This window comes from Paenibacillus sp. P3E (assembly GCF_001909045.1).
In the GTDB taxonomy this organism is placed as follows: Bacteria; Bacillota; Bacilli; order Paenibacillales; family Paenibacillaceae; genus Paenibacillus_AQ; species Paenibacillus_AQ helianthi.
This window is the reverse complement of record NZ_LVWH01000010.1, coordinates 1-16,164: the sequence shown is the minus strand read 5'-3', so window position 1 is coordinate 16,164 and position 16,164 is coordinate 1. Positions and strand designations below refer to the sequence as shown.

General features: G+C 42.2%; 16 protein-coding genes and 3 pseudogenes. 15 read left to right on the top strand and 4 right to left on the bottom strand.

Annotated features, from left to right (window positions below):
- Positions 1–315, bottom strand: a pseudogene (locus tag A3842_RS03030) (hypothetical protein); the annotation flags it as partial.
- A gap of 125 nt (positions 316–440) precedes the next feature.
- Positions 441–707, bottom strand: a complete 267-nt coding sequence (locus tag A3842_RS03025; protein WP_074086016.1) for a hypothetical protein — start codon at positions 705–707, stop codon at positions 441–443.
- A gap of 58 nt (positions 708–765) precedes the next feature.
- Between A3842_RS03025 and A3842_RS03020 the strand changes: the two genes are divergently transcribed.
- From A3842_RS03020 to A3842_RS02975, 11 genes are all read left to right on the top strand, one after another.
- Positions 766–1,722 (top strand): MBL fold metallo-hydrolase, encoded by a 957-nt coding sequence (locus A3842_RS03020; RefSeq protein WP_074100380.1) that lies wholly within the window; start codon positions 766–768, stop codon positions 1,720–1,722.
- 431 nt (positions 1,723–2,153) lie between these two features.
- Positions 2,154–2,642, top strand: coding sequence for an NUDIX hydrolase (locus A3842_RS03015; RefSeq protein ID WP_074100379.1), 489 nt, complete (start codon positions 2,154–2,156; stop codon positions 2,640–2,642).
- 241 nt (positions 2,643–2,883) lie between these two features.
- Positions 2,884–3,699, top strand: a complete 816-nt coding sequence (locus A3842_RS03010) for a nucleotidyltransferase domain-containing protein (protein WP_074100378.1) — start codon at positions 2,884–2,886, stop codon at positions 3,697–3,699.
- A gap of 86 nt (positions 3,700–3,785) precedes the next feature.
- Positions 3,786–4,535, top strand: a complete 750-nt coding sequence (locus A3842_RS03005; RefSeq protein WP_074100377.1) for a class I SAM-dependent methyltransferase — start codon at positions 3,786–3,788, stop codon at positions 4,533–4,535.
- 282 nt (positions 4,536–4,817) lie between these two features.
- Entirely contained in the window at positions 4,818–5,234 is a 417-nt protein-coding gene (arr, locus tag A3842_RS03000) for an NAD(+)--rifampin ADP-ribosyltransferase (protein ID WP_074100376.1), read from the top strand.
- A 139-nt stretch (positions 5,235–5,373) separates the two neighbouring features.
- Positions 5,374–5,511 (top strand): hypothetical protein, encoded by a 138-nt coding sequence (locus A3842_RS32330; protein ID WP_167374762.1) that lies wholly within the window; start codon positions 5,374–5,376, stop codon positions 5,509–5,511.
- A gap of 257 nt (positions 5,512–5,768) precedes the next feature.
- Complete coding sequence (locus tag A3842_RS02995; RefSeq protein WP_074086011.1) at positions 5,769–6,092, top strand: hypothetical protein; 324 nt, start codon at positions 5,769–5,771, stop codon at positions 6,090–6,092.
- A gap of 313 nt (positions 6,093–6,405) precedes the next feature.
- Positions 6,406–8,019: an RNA polymerase sigma factor gene (locus A3842_RS02990; protein ID WP_074100375.1), complete on the top strand. Its 1,614-nt coding sequence runs from the start codon at positions 6,406–6,408 to the stop codon at positions 8,017–8,019.
- 45 nt (positions 8,020–8,064) lie between these two features.
- On the top strand, positions 8,065–8,631 hold the full coding sequence (locus tag A3842_RS02985) for a MarR family winged helix-turn-helix transcriptional regulator (RefSeq protein ID WP_074100374.1): 567 nt from the start codon (positions 8,065–8,067) through the stop codon (positions 8,629–8,631).
- A 76-nt stretch (positions 8,632–8,707) separates the two neighbouring features.
- A complete protein-coding gene (locus tag A3842_RS02980) occupies positions 8,708–9,250 on the top strand; it encodes a hypothetical protein (protein WP_305953366.1) in 543 nt (180 codons plus the stop codon).
- Positions 9,247–10,113, top strand: coding sequence for an SDR family oxidoreductase (locus A3842_RS02975; protein ID WP_074100373.1), 867 nt, complete (start codon positions 9,247–9,249; stop codon positions 10,111–10,113). Before A3842_RS02980 ends, A3842_RS02975 begins: the two co-directional genes overlap by 4 nt.
- Positions 10,114–10,669: 556 nt before the next feature.
- Here A3842_RS02975 and A3842_RS33865 read toward each other — a convergent pair.
- Together A3842_RS33865 and A3842_RS33860 are read right to left on the bottom strand one after the other, a co-directional pair.
- Positions 10,670–10,890, bottom strand: a pseudogene (locus A3842_RS33865) (transposase); the annotation flags it as partial.
- A 20-nt stretch (positions 10,891–10,910) separates the two neighbouring features.
- Positions 10,911–11,144, bottom strand: a pseudogene (locus tag A3842_RS33860) (IS5/IS1182 family transposase); the annotation flags it as partial.
- Between the two features lie 90 nt (positions 11,145–11,234).
- On the opposite strand from A3842_RS33860, the gene A3842_RS02960 reads away from it, so the two are divergent.
- From A3842_RS02960 to A3842_RS02945, 4 genes are all read left to right on the top strand, one after another.
- Positions 11,235–12,692, top strand: a complete 1,458-nt coding sequence (locus tag A3842_RS02960) for a spore germination protein (protein ID WP_074100372.1) — start codon at positions 11,235–11,237, stop codon at positions 12,690–12,692.
- Complete coding sequence (locus A3842_RS02955; protein WP_256701463.1) at positions 12,668–13,804, top strand: GerAB/ArcD/ProY family transporter; 1,137 nt, start codon at positions 12,668–12,670, stop codon at positions 13,802–13,804. The genes A3842_RS02960 and A3842_RS02955 overlap by 25 nt, the downstream gene beginning before the upstream one ends.
- Before the next feature lie 2 nt (positions 13,805–13,806).
- The gene (locus A3842_RS02950) at positions 13,807–14,913 is read left to right on the top strand and encodes a Ger(x)C family spore germination protein (protein WP_074100370.1); all 1,107 of its coding nucleotides are present in this window, start codon (positions 13,807–13,809) and stop codon (positions 14,911–14,913) included.
- Between the two features lie 560 nt (positions 14,914–15,473).
- A partial coding sequence (locus A3842_RS02945; RefSeq protein ID WP_143186140.1) for a peptidase U32 family protein occupies positions 15,474–16,164 on the top strand: 691 nt, incomplete at its 3' end.

Below are 16,164 nucleotides of genomic sequence, written 5' to 3'. Positions count from 1 at the left end.
GCTGTCGTGTCCGCCGCTATGACCGCCGCCATCCCAGCCACCGTGGCTGCCATGGCCGCTGTCCCAACTGCTCCCGCCGTGGTTATGGTTGTTGTGGCCGCTATTTCCGTTGTCCCCGTTATGATGATGGCCGGAATGATGTTTGTGGCTGTCGTCACCAGGGGTTAGGTCGGCTCCCGTTCCCGTGAAGAAGAAACTGTCGGCGGAGTTGTTCCTGTCCCTCCCGCTAATGCCCCGTTTATTGTTGTTATCTTTCAGAATGGCCTTGGCGACGATAAATACGAATACTACAATAACAATAATACCAATACCCAAACCTATCCCTCCTGATTATTCTAATCTGATAACTTTATATTTCCATCATCAACCTTTTGAAAGTGCCTGTCTATCCAAATTGTACCATAATAATATTCTAACACTTTATTTTTCAGTCTAATACATTATTTCCTTCTGACACTGCAGGTCGTGCGCCGGGTGGCGCCGCTCTGACTACAGACCTGAAGAAAAAGAGCATCATGGATGCAGCCGACCAGTAGCAGCTTTAGCAATCCAGCCGTAGGTACGCCGGAGGTGAGAAGGACTTTTTTCTGGAAAAGTGCCGGAACTACGTCGCGCAGTTCTGGCGAAATGATCGGTTCATGAATATCGTGCTCGATGATCGGGTTGTTGAAGAATCTATCTTGCGCCTGCTTCCCGGAAAAAATCATTGTCTACCTCATGGATATGGCATATAATCTATTCCCATATTGGAAGGGAGAGGTGAGTATGAAAAATAGGATAGAAACATTTAGAGGTTCCGAGCACTTTCGGCTGAATCATGTCGCTGATAGTGTAATTGCAGCGATTGCGGTTCCAGGTACCGGTTCTTTGGGAAATGCAGCAATTATTGATCTAGGGGATACTACTCTTGTCGTGGATACTTTCTCGACAATACAGGCTGCAGAGGATTTGAAAGCAGCCGCAGAGTACCTTACGGGAAACCCTGTATCCTATGTAATCAACACCCATTGGCACAGTGACCATACCTCTGGAAATCAAGTGTTTCTACCTGCGGCACAGATTATTTCAACATCAACAACCCGTGAGATTATGAATACTTTTGCCAGAGACAGGTTAGCCCAATATCGGGAAAACACGGAGCAGATGGTTCAGGCTATCGAAGAATTTGAGGAGCAAATACAACAAGAGACAGATGAGAAGCTAAAAAAGGAAATGGAATGGGAAAATGCTAGTGACCGTGAGTTTATGAAGATGCTCCCCGATCTGGTACATTCGCTGCCGACGATAACTTTTGATCAACAAATGACCATACATGGCAGTAATCGTAGTATTGTGCTCCTTACATTTGGCGGGGGGCACACGCAAAGTGATGCAATCGTGTACATTCCGGAAGACAAAATTCTCATAATAGGGGATCTGGTGCTCTCAAAGCATCACCCGGTTTTGGCGTATGCAAATCCTCAGGAATGGCTGAATATTTTGGAGCAGGTAGAGCTGCTGGATGTAGAAGCGATCGTACCGGGACATGGCGAAGTATGCTCTTTGCAAGAGCTTCACGAAGTGAAGGGATATCTAACCTATATAATGGAAATCGTGGCAGAAGCCGTTCAAAACAAGAAAAGCATTGATGAGATTGATGTACCGGAAGTGTATCATAACTGGTACTTTACTACATACTTTAAGTCGAATTTGAGTAAGGTTTATGACATAATCACTAATTAACCCGCCCGGCCGGGAGGCCTTTCTGGCCCGTGTATTCCGGATCTTCTGCAGCACAGTCTCAAGCTGGTCGCATCGGAATGGACCGTTTTTACTGTTGTTTTGCATTCGGGATATGATCGGCAGCTGCGGGGCTTGAATAAGTTATTTCAGCCAGTGAGGATAGTGGAGAGTAAGGCATTACTCAAATTTGATTGGTTATATGGAAGGAGCCTTATGGCTCCTTTTTGTATCTGATAAACGAACCGCAGTTTCGCCACGAAGCTGGCCAAACCGGCACTTTGGGGAGACACTCGACGGATTGAAACAAATCGTTAACTGCTATGGGGACATGAAAGGAATAAATCTGAAGTAGCATATAAATCTACGAAGCAGGAAGGTACAGGAAACACGTGGAAGTAATATGCAACTTCACCGTATTAGGAGGTCGTGAAATGGCGTTTCCGACACATATTGTATCTGCAGGCGGAATTGTAGAAGATGGAAATGGAAATATCCTATTAGTAAAAGCCCATGACGATGGTTGGGTGTTTCCTGGTGGGATAACTGAGGTTGGAGAAAACCTCATTGATGGCGTGATTCGTGAAATCAAAGAGGAAAGTGGAATAGACTCCACTGTTAGCCATTTAATTAGTGTTATTTCGAATACAGCAGTCCATAAGTGGTATGACGGTGTGACAGATGTTCCTACGAAGGTCATGTTTGATTTCGTGTGCAAAGCTGTGGGTGGAGAGTTGACTACTTCTGATGAAACTAGCGAGTGCAGGTGGGTTCCAAAGGATAATGTTCTGGATTTAATTGCTTTACCCGCAATCCGCTTGCGTTATGAAGCTTATTTGAACTTTAACGGCTCCGTGAATTATATGGAGTACGTCACTGCGACAACGAAAGAATGTATGGTCAAGCTTCAAAGGCGGATTTAGTTGCACGAGGGCAATACTTCTGAAACGGATTTTTTTGGCAGGGTTATGTCACCGGAGCGGCGCAAAAAATAGTTGAATTTGCTTTTGAAGGGTTAGGCTAAAACAAGGTATTTTCTAAACTTCAATGGCTAAAAACTCGTTAAAGTGGGACGAGGCTGTGTTTTTATTCAGTGTCCCCATTAGCTCAACCATATAACATAAGATGGAAATGTAATATTAAAATCATAATGGAGCGATCTTAATGTTGACGCAATCCTTTGAAGACGAAATACTTGAACGAACCTTGTCCATATTTGTTGATGATATCCGAGCCATTCTTGATAGAAAGTTGCGAAGTATTTACCTTTACGGTTCGGCCATCCACAATGATTTATCGCCCGGATACGGGGATTTGGATTTTCTCGTCATCATTGGAGAGGACCTTAGCCCAGACGAAATCGAACTTTTAAACAAACAAAGATCCAATTATAGATCATCCCTGCTTAGAAGATCCGCCGATAAACAAATCCTGAGCCTCTACACCGATATGCTTGAGGGTGCCTTTCTTACGATTAATATGCTGAGCGGGGAAACGGGCAGTGGCTTGTGGTGGGGAACAAAGAGCGAATCCGTCTGGACCGAAAATCAATTAGACCTGTTCACCCTATACACGATCAAGGAGCAAAGTATCTTATTGTATGGTGAGTCCCATTTAGATCAAATTCCATCGTTCTCGAAGGAAGAATTCATTAGCTTTTTTAAGGAATATGCCATGTGTATGCGGAAGTTTGGCAAGGGAAATAGCCTTCATTCCATCGACTGGCTCCTCTTAGCTTCCAAATTTATAGCTTGGTGGGAGGAAGGGGTCGTCCTGTCTAAAAGCCAAGCAGCCGATTGGGGAATCTCACATCTTAGTGGCGGATGGAAAGAGAATTTGAAGAGATGCAAGGAGCTAAGGAAGAATCCATCCATGGCAACACATCTAGAGTATTCCGAATGGCTCAGTAATTTGGAGCCAGCTATTATTGAAGCATCATATGATCTGGATAGAGCTCTCGAACGGAAAGCCTCTAGATGAACAAATGGTTGCTGGTGAGAAAATAGTCAGATTTCAAAGTCGTTAGTCTAGTCATCCCAGTTTGGAGCGGTAGAGGTGATTTCAACATGAATGAATTAGAATATAAAGATTTTTATGATAAAGTCGGCAAAATTAATGGTTGGGATTTCAGTAAATTGCAGGTAACGTCAGAAGGGATAGAGTGGAATTTTTATGAGGAAGTGATAAGAAGGTCTAAAGGCACGGATGTTCTTCTGGATGTAGGAACAGGGGGCGGAGAAAATGTACTATCCATCGCTTCTTCATTCCATTCTGTATTTGGAATTGATATATCGAGTGGAATGATGGAAACTGCAAAATCAAACCTGAATAAAGCGAATGTTTCTAACGTTGAATTTAAACAGATGTCTTCTGATCATTTGGAATTTTCCTTTGATTCGATTGACGTTGTTTCGTGTTGTCACGCGCCATTCTTCTCCAATGAAGTGGCTAAGGTATTAAAGAATGGTGGAACTTTTTTGACGCAGCAAGTAAGTGAAGGGGATAAGCTGGATTTAAAAAATGCCTTTGGTCGCGGGCAGGCGTTTGGAGTTGCCGATGGAACATTAAAAGAGACATATATAAGGGAACTTAAAGAGGCGGGTTTTCAATCCGTAGAATCCTTCGATTACAATGCCGTAGATTACTATCACAGACCAGAAGATCTGTTGTTCTTGCTTAAACACACACCCATTATTCCCCACTTCGGTTATGAGGACAAGGACTTTCAAATTCTAAATGATTTCATTGAAAACAATCAAACACCTAAGGGAATTATTACAAATTCTAAAAGGTTCTTAATTATAGCTATAAAATAACTTCATAGTAGAGCGCCTCCTTAATGGTCGATTACAGAGGCGTTCTTTTTTGTTATTGTTACCGAAATTAAAAAAGATGTTTGCCGAAAAGAAGAGGAATCCTAGTCCTTTAATGGTGGTGTTGTCGAGGGATATGGTGAGGATCGGGCTGTTGGAATACCAAAGATCATACTCTCTACTTATATTATAACCTCATTTGGAATTTATTTATAGACTACTTTTTGCCCCCCTTTAGCCTTATACTCTTATACGAAAGTCTAAAACAAAAAGGGGTGTGTCGATATGAATGACAAAAAAAACATCTTAGATCCAGGTCCGTTCTTTCATGGTACTAAAGCAGAATTGAAAATCGGAGACTTGCTTGAACCATTGTATTTATCCAATTATCAGGATAAAAAATCTAATCATATATATTTCACTGCAACATTAGACGCTGCTAAATGGGGTGCTGAATTAGCAAAATCTAAATCAAAAGAGAGAATTTATATTGTAGAGCCAGTAGGTGAATTCGAAAATGATCCGAACTTAACGGATAAAAGATTCCCTGGAAACCCAACACGTTCATATAGGTCTAAATCGCCATTGAAAATATTGGCTGAATTAAGTTCATGGGAAAGACATTCCGATGAGGAAATAAATCATATGCTTATATCTTTAAAAAAACTAACTGAAGAAGGAAAGAATATAATATATGATTGAATCTTGCATTATTAAGTCTCCCACTGAACAACAGATAAAAGCTAGTGAGTGGTTACCCAGTTTCTATTGTGAAAGTTTTTCTTTAGTGGTACTCCTTACTGGGAGTAATTAATTCAACTAATGGGGTTCCTAATTAAGTGTGTTGCTTAAAGTGTTGTATCTGCAGGCGGATTTAGTTGCACGAGGGCAATACTTCCTAAACGGTTTTTTTGGGCAAGGTTATGCCACCGAAGCAGCGCAAAAGGAAGTTGAATTTGGTTTTGAAGGGTTAGGTTGATAATTAAGCATAAGGGTTCCGCATATTAGTCATGTATAATATGTGGAACTCTTTATTTTGATGTGAATTTATAAATTATAATTATTGATAAAACACGCCCTATCACACGATCCGCCATATAGGTTAATCATTCCCCCGCTGAGGATGATATGGAGAGCGGTGAACATGGCTTAAAGACTGTTCTAGCTTAATTTTTATTCAGTGAAGACTTTCAATATGTAGCCAAGGGGCAACAATTTGCAGGGGAGTGAAATGAAGTGGCAATAAAAAGACCGTTTGGTACGGGTTCATTTGCAATAGTTGTTTTAGCTTTAGGGTTCTTATTTAATTTTAAATTTCAAAACGGATTCATGTTTAGCCATTATCTTTTTAAGTTATTCAATTGGGATATATATACGAATGAAACCGAGGGGTATCACATTCCATTTATGGCTGCTATTGTATTTTGGTTACCGGCAGTGATCATTTCGAAAAAATATCATAATCATTTTGGAACTTCTTTGTGTTATAGGGTGGGAGGAGTTATGTTGATTCTTAGTATTATTGTGTTTGCAGTTTACTTGTTTGGGACTCTTGTATAGAAACAAGCGAAGATTATGGTTCGTCATTTGATTAAGCTCTAACGGGAAACGATAGTGGAATAAACACAACTAGGCAGCCGCCTTTTTTTGCCGGCTGCTTTTTGTTGAATAATGGGTACAAATGCGTGCGGGGTATTGGGAGCAAGTTAATTCTCTGGGCAAATGAGCGTGCAAAAGAGCAAGACTGCCATATTATTCCAAATCACACTCCGTATCCATCCGAAAGAAAAAGTTTTCTTAAACCACCCAACCTTTTTCGTTTTCACTGCAGTATATATTGGAGTGCCACTCGATAACAAGGAGCTTTTAGAACATGAATAAACAACATGCTGATCGTGTCATCAAGGATTACATCAAGCCGCTATATGGTTTTGCTTTGAACAAGACGGGAAAGATTGCCGAAGCCGAGGAGCTGGCGGGAAGAATTACGCTGGAAGTATACCAAGCACTTCTCAAAAAGACAGAGTTATTGGATCTGAACAGCTATGTCTTTAAGATTGCGCATTATGTGTGGGCGAAATTCGTAGGCGAAAAAGTGAAAGCATCCAACCAAATGCAGATTGATGATAGTGAGGTGATGTCCAGAGACGAGGGCTATGGCGAGATTATCCGTCAAGAAACGGCTGGCGCATTGCGGCGGGAAATAGCTTTTTTATCTCACCAGCAAAGGGAAATCGTTGTCAAGCACTACTATGGTGGAATGAAAATTAGCGAAATCGCGGCTGAGATGGGTCTATCTGGCGGCACGATCAAATGGCACTTATTTGAAGCAAAAAAGGAGCTGAAACACAAGATGAACACAATTCGATCGATGGGTAATCTGGGCATTAATCCGATTCGTATGACAAATTTAGGGCATAGCGGATCCCCAGGAAACAAAGGCGACACCGCCGACTTTTTAGCGACGGCGATCAGACAAAACATTGCTTTCTCAACGTATCACAAGCCGCTCACGGTTAATGGAATCGCCGAAGAACTGGGCATTTCACCTGTATTTATCGAGGATGAAATCGAATCACTGGAAGAATACGGTTTCATGGATAAACTACCGGGTGGAAAGTATCGTACCAATATGTACATCGAAGATCCGTCCTCTATAAAAAGCGAGGTATTACACTCATTGTACAAAGAATATGCGGAGATTGCCGTCGAGCATTATTTCAAGACATTTTTCTCGATGGGTGAAGTGTTCCAAGAGTCGGGTGTCTACATTCCAGGCGGCGATGTCAATCTGCTGTTATGGAGCCTCATTCCGTATGCGGGTAATCAATTGAGCTTCAAAGAACACAATAAGGTTAGCCATGAAGAGGTTTCCGTCAGCCGAAAAGATGGCGGCCATTACGTTGCTCATGCAACGATCCACAGAGAGTTTGACGTCAGTTTCAATCCAAAACAATATTATTATTGCGGCGATATGAATCGGGATTCCAATGAACATGCATTAAGGGTATGGCAGGTCGATACGTGGTGGTGCGGCAGACAGGGTGGTTGGCGAGATAATCTGAGTTCGGATTTTGTCAGTCTGATGCATGTGATCAAAGGTGATTTACCACAGAACGATGTGAACATTGACGCCTATCGCCGTCTTTTCGACAAACAATATTTGCTGCGAACGGAATCTGACCTTGAAGTTAACATTGTTTATTGCAAGGATAAGCAAACAGGAGAACGTCTCCGTGCGGCGATTCCGCAACCGTCCGAACGAATCAAAGAAGCTGCGGCGAAATTGGATCAAGCTGTTTATCAAGTGAACCTCGATGGACAACCCGATCATGCGCATAAATATGTGCGCTACTGGTCACAGAACTGCATGGCGTCGGGAATAATACGTGCCTTCGTACTCAAACATTTAGTGGACATAGGCATGTTAAAGATACCTGATCTGCATCGGAAAAATGGTATTTCCACAATCATGTTCATGAATTAATGCTAGCTGCTTGACACGAAATTGATTAGGTGCCATACTATATGTATGAACAACGATAAGAAAATACTAAATGACATTGAAGCTATTCCCTCGCTTGTACAATCCAAGCGTCAGATTGACCGCTATAACCTAGATATAGACGCACAGGCTATACTCGTCGCGTCTAGGCTAATGGCAGCGGGAGCCCAGCTTGGGCATGCCTCGGAGATTCATTTCTCTAGATTCGGCTTATCAACAGGTCGATATCGTTTATTGGCAGATCTTGAAGATTACGAAGGAGAAGAGTTGCCATCGCAATTAGCGGAGCATCTAGGCGTTACACGTGCTACAGTGACAGGTCTAATCGATATTCTTGAACGGGATGGCCTAGTATCTAGGCGATTAAGCTCAGAAGATGGCCGTCAGAGATCGGTCCTTTTGACGGAAGAAGGAGCGAAGAAGCTACGTGAAATGGCTTCTGAGCATTTCGCTTGGCTGGAAGCCATGGTGGGCTTACTCAGTATCGATGAGCGCAGCGTATTTCTCGACTTGCTAGGCCGGGTCACACAAGGCATCTCTGCACTTACGGACGAACGAAGCTTGAAACCAAAGGGAAACATCAGTAATGAGTAAAATGGGCTAGTGATGCTAGCCTATTTTTACTCCTATATAGTTAGGTTCCTAATTATAATTTGCTGGAAGCAATCGATTGAATGATTTTTTAGAAGAAGGGAGCAACGAAATGAGCCAGATGAAATGCCCGAATCAGACAGATGATGTTTACGGTATCAAGACTGTTGGTTCCAGGAAAAAGACTTTTGTACTGTGGCGTGAAGTTGTAATGGCCTATGCGGCTCCTGCCGTCATGGCAGGTATTGGGGGATTGGTTACTGCTAATAGGGGGCTTCAAATAGGGGCATTAACTACAATCGGCGGTGCATCGGCCTTGATGGCCTTGATAATTGGCCTTTTATTACGCAGCCGAGTGGGCCATATGCGATGGGTCATCGGTGCACCTCGCTTGGTTGTGGTAGGGGGGTTCGCATTGGCCGGGTCCTTATGTGGCCTATGTGCCGCATGGGTAACATCTGGTTTACTAGAAATTAGGATTCCGGACAACCACTTGGCCTGGGTCGATCGCGTCTGGACCGATTTTCCGTTGTCCGGATTCATAGCAAGCACGATAGTGACATGGCGGTGGCGTCTTGCCGTCACAACTAATTTTTCATCCAAAAGGAGAATAAAAAAATGATCGTTATTGTGGGAGCAACAGGAACGATAGGCAGTGCGCTTTTGGAACGTTTGGTTGATCTTGGCGTGCCCGTCAGAGCGCTGAGCAGAGAGCCAGAGAAGTTGCGTAATCAGATCGGAGAAAAAGGCCGGTCGGCTATCGAGGTCGCATTGGCAGATGCCGCTGACCCCGAATCGCTCCGCCGCGCGTTTACAGGTGCCAGCCAGCTCTTTCTCGCCATGTCCAACAGTCCAAGACAAATCGAATTAGAAACTTCAATCATTCAGATTGCTGCCGAATCTGGAATCAAACACATCGTGAAAATATCCAGCCCTGCCTTTGAGCAGAGCTCTCCAGTAGCAGTCGCGGGCTGGCATCAAGAAATCGAGAAAGCGCTGAGGGAATCAGGTCTCACCCACACCGTGTTACGTCCCTATGCGTTCATGCAAAACTTAATGCGCCTTGCACCAACGGTTACAGCCCAAAATGTTTTCTTCGGCTCCATGGGCGATTCACCGTGTAACTTCATTGATTGTCGCGATATCGCAGATGTTGCCGTAGAAGCTCTAACCAACCCTGAGGTATCGGGCCAAATATATACGCTTACGGGTTCGGAGATTTTCAGTTATCCCCAGATCGCGGGTCAACTATCCGCTCTGCTCAATCGGCCGATAAGTTACATCAACATGGAACCCCAGGAACTACTCCATAATCTTATCGAATACGGGCATATGCCTCCTTGGCTTGCGAACCACGTTGTAGAAATTCAAACCATGTCTACGGTGATTCCAGAAATTCCAAATGACACTGTGAAGCGCTTGCTCGGCAGAGAGCCGCGCACGCTAGACGCCTTTCTGCATGAGTGTGTAGAAAATTTCCGGTAGAGGCAGACCCCGCTGTTATGAAATTGGTGTCATTAGCAGCATCTAACGGGTTACATTAGGACCATGACAATAGGCAGCCGGGATCATCGGCTGCCTATTCAGCTAACGTGCAGAGTGGTGTAGTTGCGGGAACGGGGATTTTTGACCAGAAGTCATAATAACAGGTAAGATAGTTTAAGGTAGATTCTGGTGAACCGTATCATAAGTAGAGGCAAGTTTTTGGTGGGTAACTGCGTAAAAGGCGTGGAAAAAGATTAGCATGCCGAGGGTTTACACTAAGTAACTTTCTGTGAAATAGCCTGCTACAGAGGCGATACGCTGTGATTTGAGGACATAGAGCTGGACGGGACTTGCTCCTATTTGGCATCAGATGACAATAGTGTACGGAGCGTTGAACTTTTGCTTGGGAAAAGCAAAAGCCCCTGCCACCGTTTGGGGAGGCCACTGAAAAACTAATCTTCCTTGGTAAAATCATATGCACATCTCAAAAAGACGAGATCCATTCGGAAGAAAACGAATGGACCTCGTCTTTTTCTTGCTGTCATTTAGCTTTCATTTACTCCATTAGTGTCAATATTCGTTTTAAATTCACAGTGAAAATGGCCATGGCTCCCTGAATTTCCATGCTAACCAAACCCGAGGAGGATGCAACGTCGTACCCGTGTCTGTGCTTGAGTTCGCTATTCTTGGCTTCAATCTTATACCGTCCTTCGCCTTGGACTTAAAGATTTCGCTTTCCTGAAACACGTCTTTTTGCTCCTTCTGTATAGCATCCTTCTCTCATCGGCATCGTTTGGCTTGACCGGAAAGGCACTTTTCATGGATTTATCTAAGGAATAGATCTCTTTTCTTACTTTTTTAGAGCGTTCTCGGAGCAAGTCTTGCGGGCTTTTTTGGGTATAACGGGCTTTGGTATGGGTCGCGTCTACAATAATAGATTTGCTACGAATGAGACCTTTTTGGATCGCAATCTCCACGGTTTTGCCAATGAGCAAATCGAGCAGATTCATGTCTTGTAGCCGCAACTTCCGAAGAAATACAAATGGCCGGTCGTATAATTTTTCCATTACAGGGCAAGATAAAACCGCAGGATTTTGATTTCTTTACTGAAGGAGAAGACTATGGTTGAAAAATACGGCCCTCAAATGAAAAATCATCAAATGTCCACATGGCTTGATGAATTAAAACAGAAATTAAACCATATGGATGATGCTGAAATTATTGAGCTCAGAATGGGTACCAGTGCCTCAGTCCATCTTTTATACATAAAAACGTTAATCGATCCAGAGCGTTTAAACGAGACGATTATTCAGCCACTTCATCGTTCTGCTTGCCATTCGCTTTCTTCATGCATAACCAATGCCAAAGTTTCGGAAGTTCTATCGATTGAAGATGCTGAGCAAAAAATAATGCAAGGATTTATTCTTCTAAACGATTCACTCAACGATCAGTGGTTAGGCGTCCAACTGGAAAACCCTCTTGGTCGGGCAGTCGAACCTTCCCAAACGGAAACGGTTATATATGGAGCGAAAGATAGCTTCAGTGAACAAATCGATAAAAACATTACAATGTTGCGCAGACGTTTGCCTATAACTACATTAAAAACGGAAAGCTTTACTATCGGTTCTCTGAGTAAAACGAAAGTTGTGTTACTGTACATAGACGGATTAACTAATCCAGAATTTGTTTCCCTTGCAAGAAAGAAAATTGAAAGTGTGGATTTCGATCAATTTTTAGACTCCTCTCAGCTTGCAGCTTTTATTGAAGATCATAACCATACGGTCTTTCCGCAGTTTCTACAAACGGATCGGCCGGATGCCTGCGCCTACGCCCTAGGTGAGGGAAAGCTGACGCTATTGGTTTCCAATTCACCGTTTGCTTTAATTGCTCCCATTACTTTTTTCCATCTACTCCAATCTCCGGAAGACTACTTCCTTCGGTGGCCGGTAGCCAGTTTTTTACGTTTAATCCGGTACGGAAGTTTTATTGTTTCTTTGACGATGATTCCTTTTTATGTTGCGTTAACGACATTTCATTACCAAATGGTTCCGCTGCCGCTTCTTTACGTATTATTGGAATCGAGAAGCAAATTGCCCTTTACTCCGTTTGCGGAAGGATTTTTCATGATCATAACGCTGGAAATCATCAAAGAAGCAAGTTTGCGAATGCCGACCAAAACCAGTCAAACTTTAGGGGTTATCGGTGGTATCGTCATTGGACAAGCTGCTGTAGAAGCAGGCTTTGCAAGTAAAGTATTGATAGTGTTGATGGGTATATCTGCTATTGCTTTCTTTTTAGTTCCCAATTATCAAGTTACAAAATCCATGGTGCTGATGCAAATTCTTCTTCTTGTCCTTGCATCGTTTCTTGGGTTGCCGGGAATCGTGATCGGGCTAATCGGGATTCTTGCACATCTCCATGCATTAACGTCATTAGGTCAACCTTATTTAGCACCGATCGCTCCTTTTTATGGAAAGGATTGGAATGACCTCTTTATCCGTGGCCCTTTAATTTGGATGAAAACGCGTCCGAAATATCTAAAACCACTACGGAAATGGCGACAGGAGATGAAGAAGTGAAGAGTTTATCCTTATATAATCGAACTTCCACCCTTGGCGGTATCTATTTCCTTCTCTTAGTGAATCGCATGCAAATGCATTATTTTATTTTAATCATGCCGGTTTATTTGGTTCATTCGTATATGGTTTGGGGAATTGTCGTGATGGGGCTACTGTCCCAACTTAATTTGATGATGATGTCCAAATGGTTTACTTCAAGTTATGCAGCGAAAGGCTATCAAGGATTTTTACGGCTTTTTGGGAAACGAACGGTTCAAGTTTTCGCAATACTTGGATTTTTGATAATATTGTTAAAAATTTCAATCATAACCCTGGGGTACGTTGAAATGCTCCATAGTTTTATTTTTCCATCCATGAATAAAAAGTGGCTGATCCTAATCATTCTTTTGATCAGCTTATATGTGGCTTCACATGGAATGGAGAATACATTGCGTTTTGTCGTCATCGCCTTTCTTTGCGGGGCTTGGATCGCAGTCCTGTTTATTCCTTTTTTCTTTCAACCGGATGTAAATTACCGCGATTTGTATCCTCTCATACCCACCGAATGGTCAGGACAATTATGGCAAGGTTTGTTGTATATTTGGTCGGCATTTTCCGGTCCGGTATATTTGGTTTTTATGGTTCCATGGTTAAGCTCCAATAAAAAAATATCGAAATACCTGGTCATTGGAAACATGCTTTCGATCATGGAATATTCATTATTGTTCGTTGCTTCGGTATTGTTTTACGGTTCGTACTACTTACGTAAGATCGATTTTCCGATAGGATATATGGGAAGCTACATTCAAACGAGCGGTATAGAACGAATCGATTACATCCTTATCTCTTTCCATATGTTTAATTATGTGTTTGACATTTCAATTCTTCTGTTGTGTTTTCATGGAGCCGGAAGAGTCTTTATGAGAAAAATGAAAGAACGCACGACTCGGATCGGATTATTGTCAAGCTGGTTCGTCATTTTGATAAGCATCATCTTAATGGATCAATGGTTATGGCAAACGGTTCCGGGTCAAAAGATGTTACTGAACCTTCAAATTTGGATCGGCGCATGCATTTATTTACTTATTCCTACGATCCTTTTCACTGCAGTTAAACGAAAGGAGAGTATGTAGGCATGGTACCATACAAGCACTATGGTTTATTGGCGATAGTAAGCCTTATGTGGATGGCCGGCTGTTCTTCTCCATATGTCGAGAACAATAAGATCGAAGAGATTGCTCCGGTAGTTTTCTGGTCGCTTGACAAGGGGACGGAAGGAAAGTTGAAAATCAGCACTTTAGTACCACCACTCATCCAAGAAAAAAAACGTCTTCTCTCCAAGGAAGTCGATCTGTTAAAGCAGGGAGACCAGGAGTTTAACTTAATTTATTATCGGGAATTAAAGCAGGGGCAGCTGCGAATGTTATTAATTAATGAGGAGCTGGCAAAAAAAGGAGGCATTGACAAGCTGATCAATACCATACTGGTTGATCCCGATATTTCAATGCGTGTCTATTTGTTGATTGTCAGAGGCAATTTTGATGAATACATAAAAAATCAATTGACGGAGCAAGAAAACCAAGATTATTTTCTTTATCGAATGTTAAAGCATTACGAGGAGCATAATCAAGGTGAAATGAGCATCATCAATATTCATAAGTTTATGAAGAAGGTATATTCCCCTTTTAAGGATCCGATCCTGCCGGTTTTTCATTCGGATAAGAACAATTTCAATTACGTAGGAACAGCCCTCTTCCAAAACGATAAAGAAGTAATGGTCATTCAAGACGTGGACGATAATATTTTTCAACTTCTGGATAACAATCATTTCCTAAAAGTCTTGGCCATTCCAAAGTTATCAATCAGTTTAGGACGTATTCGATCCAACGTTCGCATTAAACTATCAAGGGACAATTCATCCTTGTCTTTACATGTGGGATTGAAAGGAAGAATTGAGGAATACCAGGGAGAAATGAATATTCAAAGTGAGGAACAATTGGAACATTTAATTCATGAAATTGAGGTCTACCTTGAGGAACAAACGTCAGATTTATTAAAAAGAATGCAACGCTTGAAAGTGGATCCCTTAGAGGTCGGAACCCATTCGCTTAAGGCGTTCTCTAAAGAAATAACGGATGAGCAATGGAAGAAACATTGGGAAAATATGAAAATTAATGTTGACTATGACATTAAAGTACATCCTTTGATTAATGGAGCGGTTGATGCGTTTCAAAACAAGTAAATCGTTCCGATCCGCTTAAGAGCGCATGATAAAGATGGGCATGCCAGTATATCGATGCTAATCGGTGAGGGATATCAAATCATTACACTGTAAAACAGATGAACGATCAGGATCCCACATACCTTTGTTTTGCACAAATTGGTTAATTGAACAGATTGTTATTGCTATCGGGGAACGAAAAAAGACAATACACGCCCCTATTCACACACCACCTTACCCCACACTTTAACAAGCCATACAAAGGAGAATGTTCATCGTAGATGTTCTCTTTTTCATATCACTATGCTGTCCAACGCCAACGGTGACGGCTTTCTTAATCGATTCTTTGAAAGCTGCTCCGTGATCACTATGGCTGAGCCGCCTTTGTTTTTGCTTTACAGTCTGACTCACATACTGAATCATAGTAAGCCCGTGTCACATCCTACATGCGCTGGGTCACAGCATCATGCTGCTCCATCGGGATAAACTCAAGGATAGCTATGGTGATGCAGCTCCATGTTACGGAGAACGTATCACAAGTAACTACAAACTTTTTATTTATGGGTCATAAGGAGGACAAAATGACTGAATTACTAGCTCCAGCAGGAAATATGGAGGCTTTAAAAGCTGCAATTTCTAATGGTTGTGATGCAATATACTTGGGAATGCAAAAATTTGGTGCACGTGCATACTCATCTAATTTTGATTTTGAATCGCTAAAAGAGGCTGTTACGTATGCGCACCTGAGGGACGTTAAACTCTATGTTACGATGAATACCATCGTTTTTGAAAACGAAGTTGAAGAGATGAAAGAGCAGATACACGAACTAAATAAAATCGGTGTGGATGGCATTATCGTCCAGGACCTGGCTGCTTTCGATTATATCGTTAAAAACTTTCTTGATATGGAAGCACATTGTTCAACTCAAATGGGAATAGACGATTTAGACGGAACTTTATTATTGAAAGAACTTGGTGCTAAACGAGTTGTTCTGTCCCGTGAGGTGGAGATTGAAAAAGTAAAAGAGATCAAAAGAATAGCTGAGATCCCTTTAGAAATTTTCGTTCACGGTGCTTTATGTGTATCCTACTCGGGAAACTGTCTAATGTCAGGATTAATGGGCAATCGAAGCGCAAATCGCGGAAGATGTGTGGGTTCATGCCGTAAGGAGTATGAACTCATGGATAAGACAACAGGTACATCTTTAGGGAAAAACCATATTCTATCTACCAAGGACTTAAACACAATCGACTATATCGAGGATTTAAAAG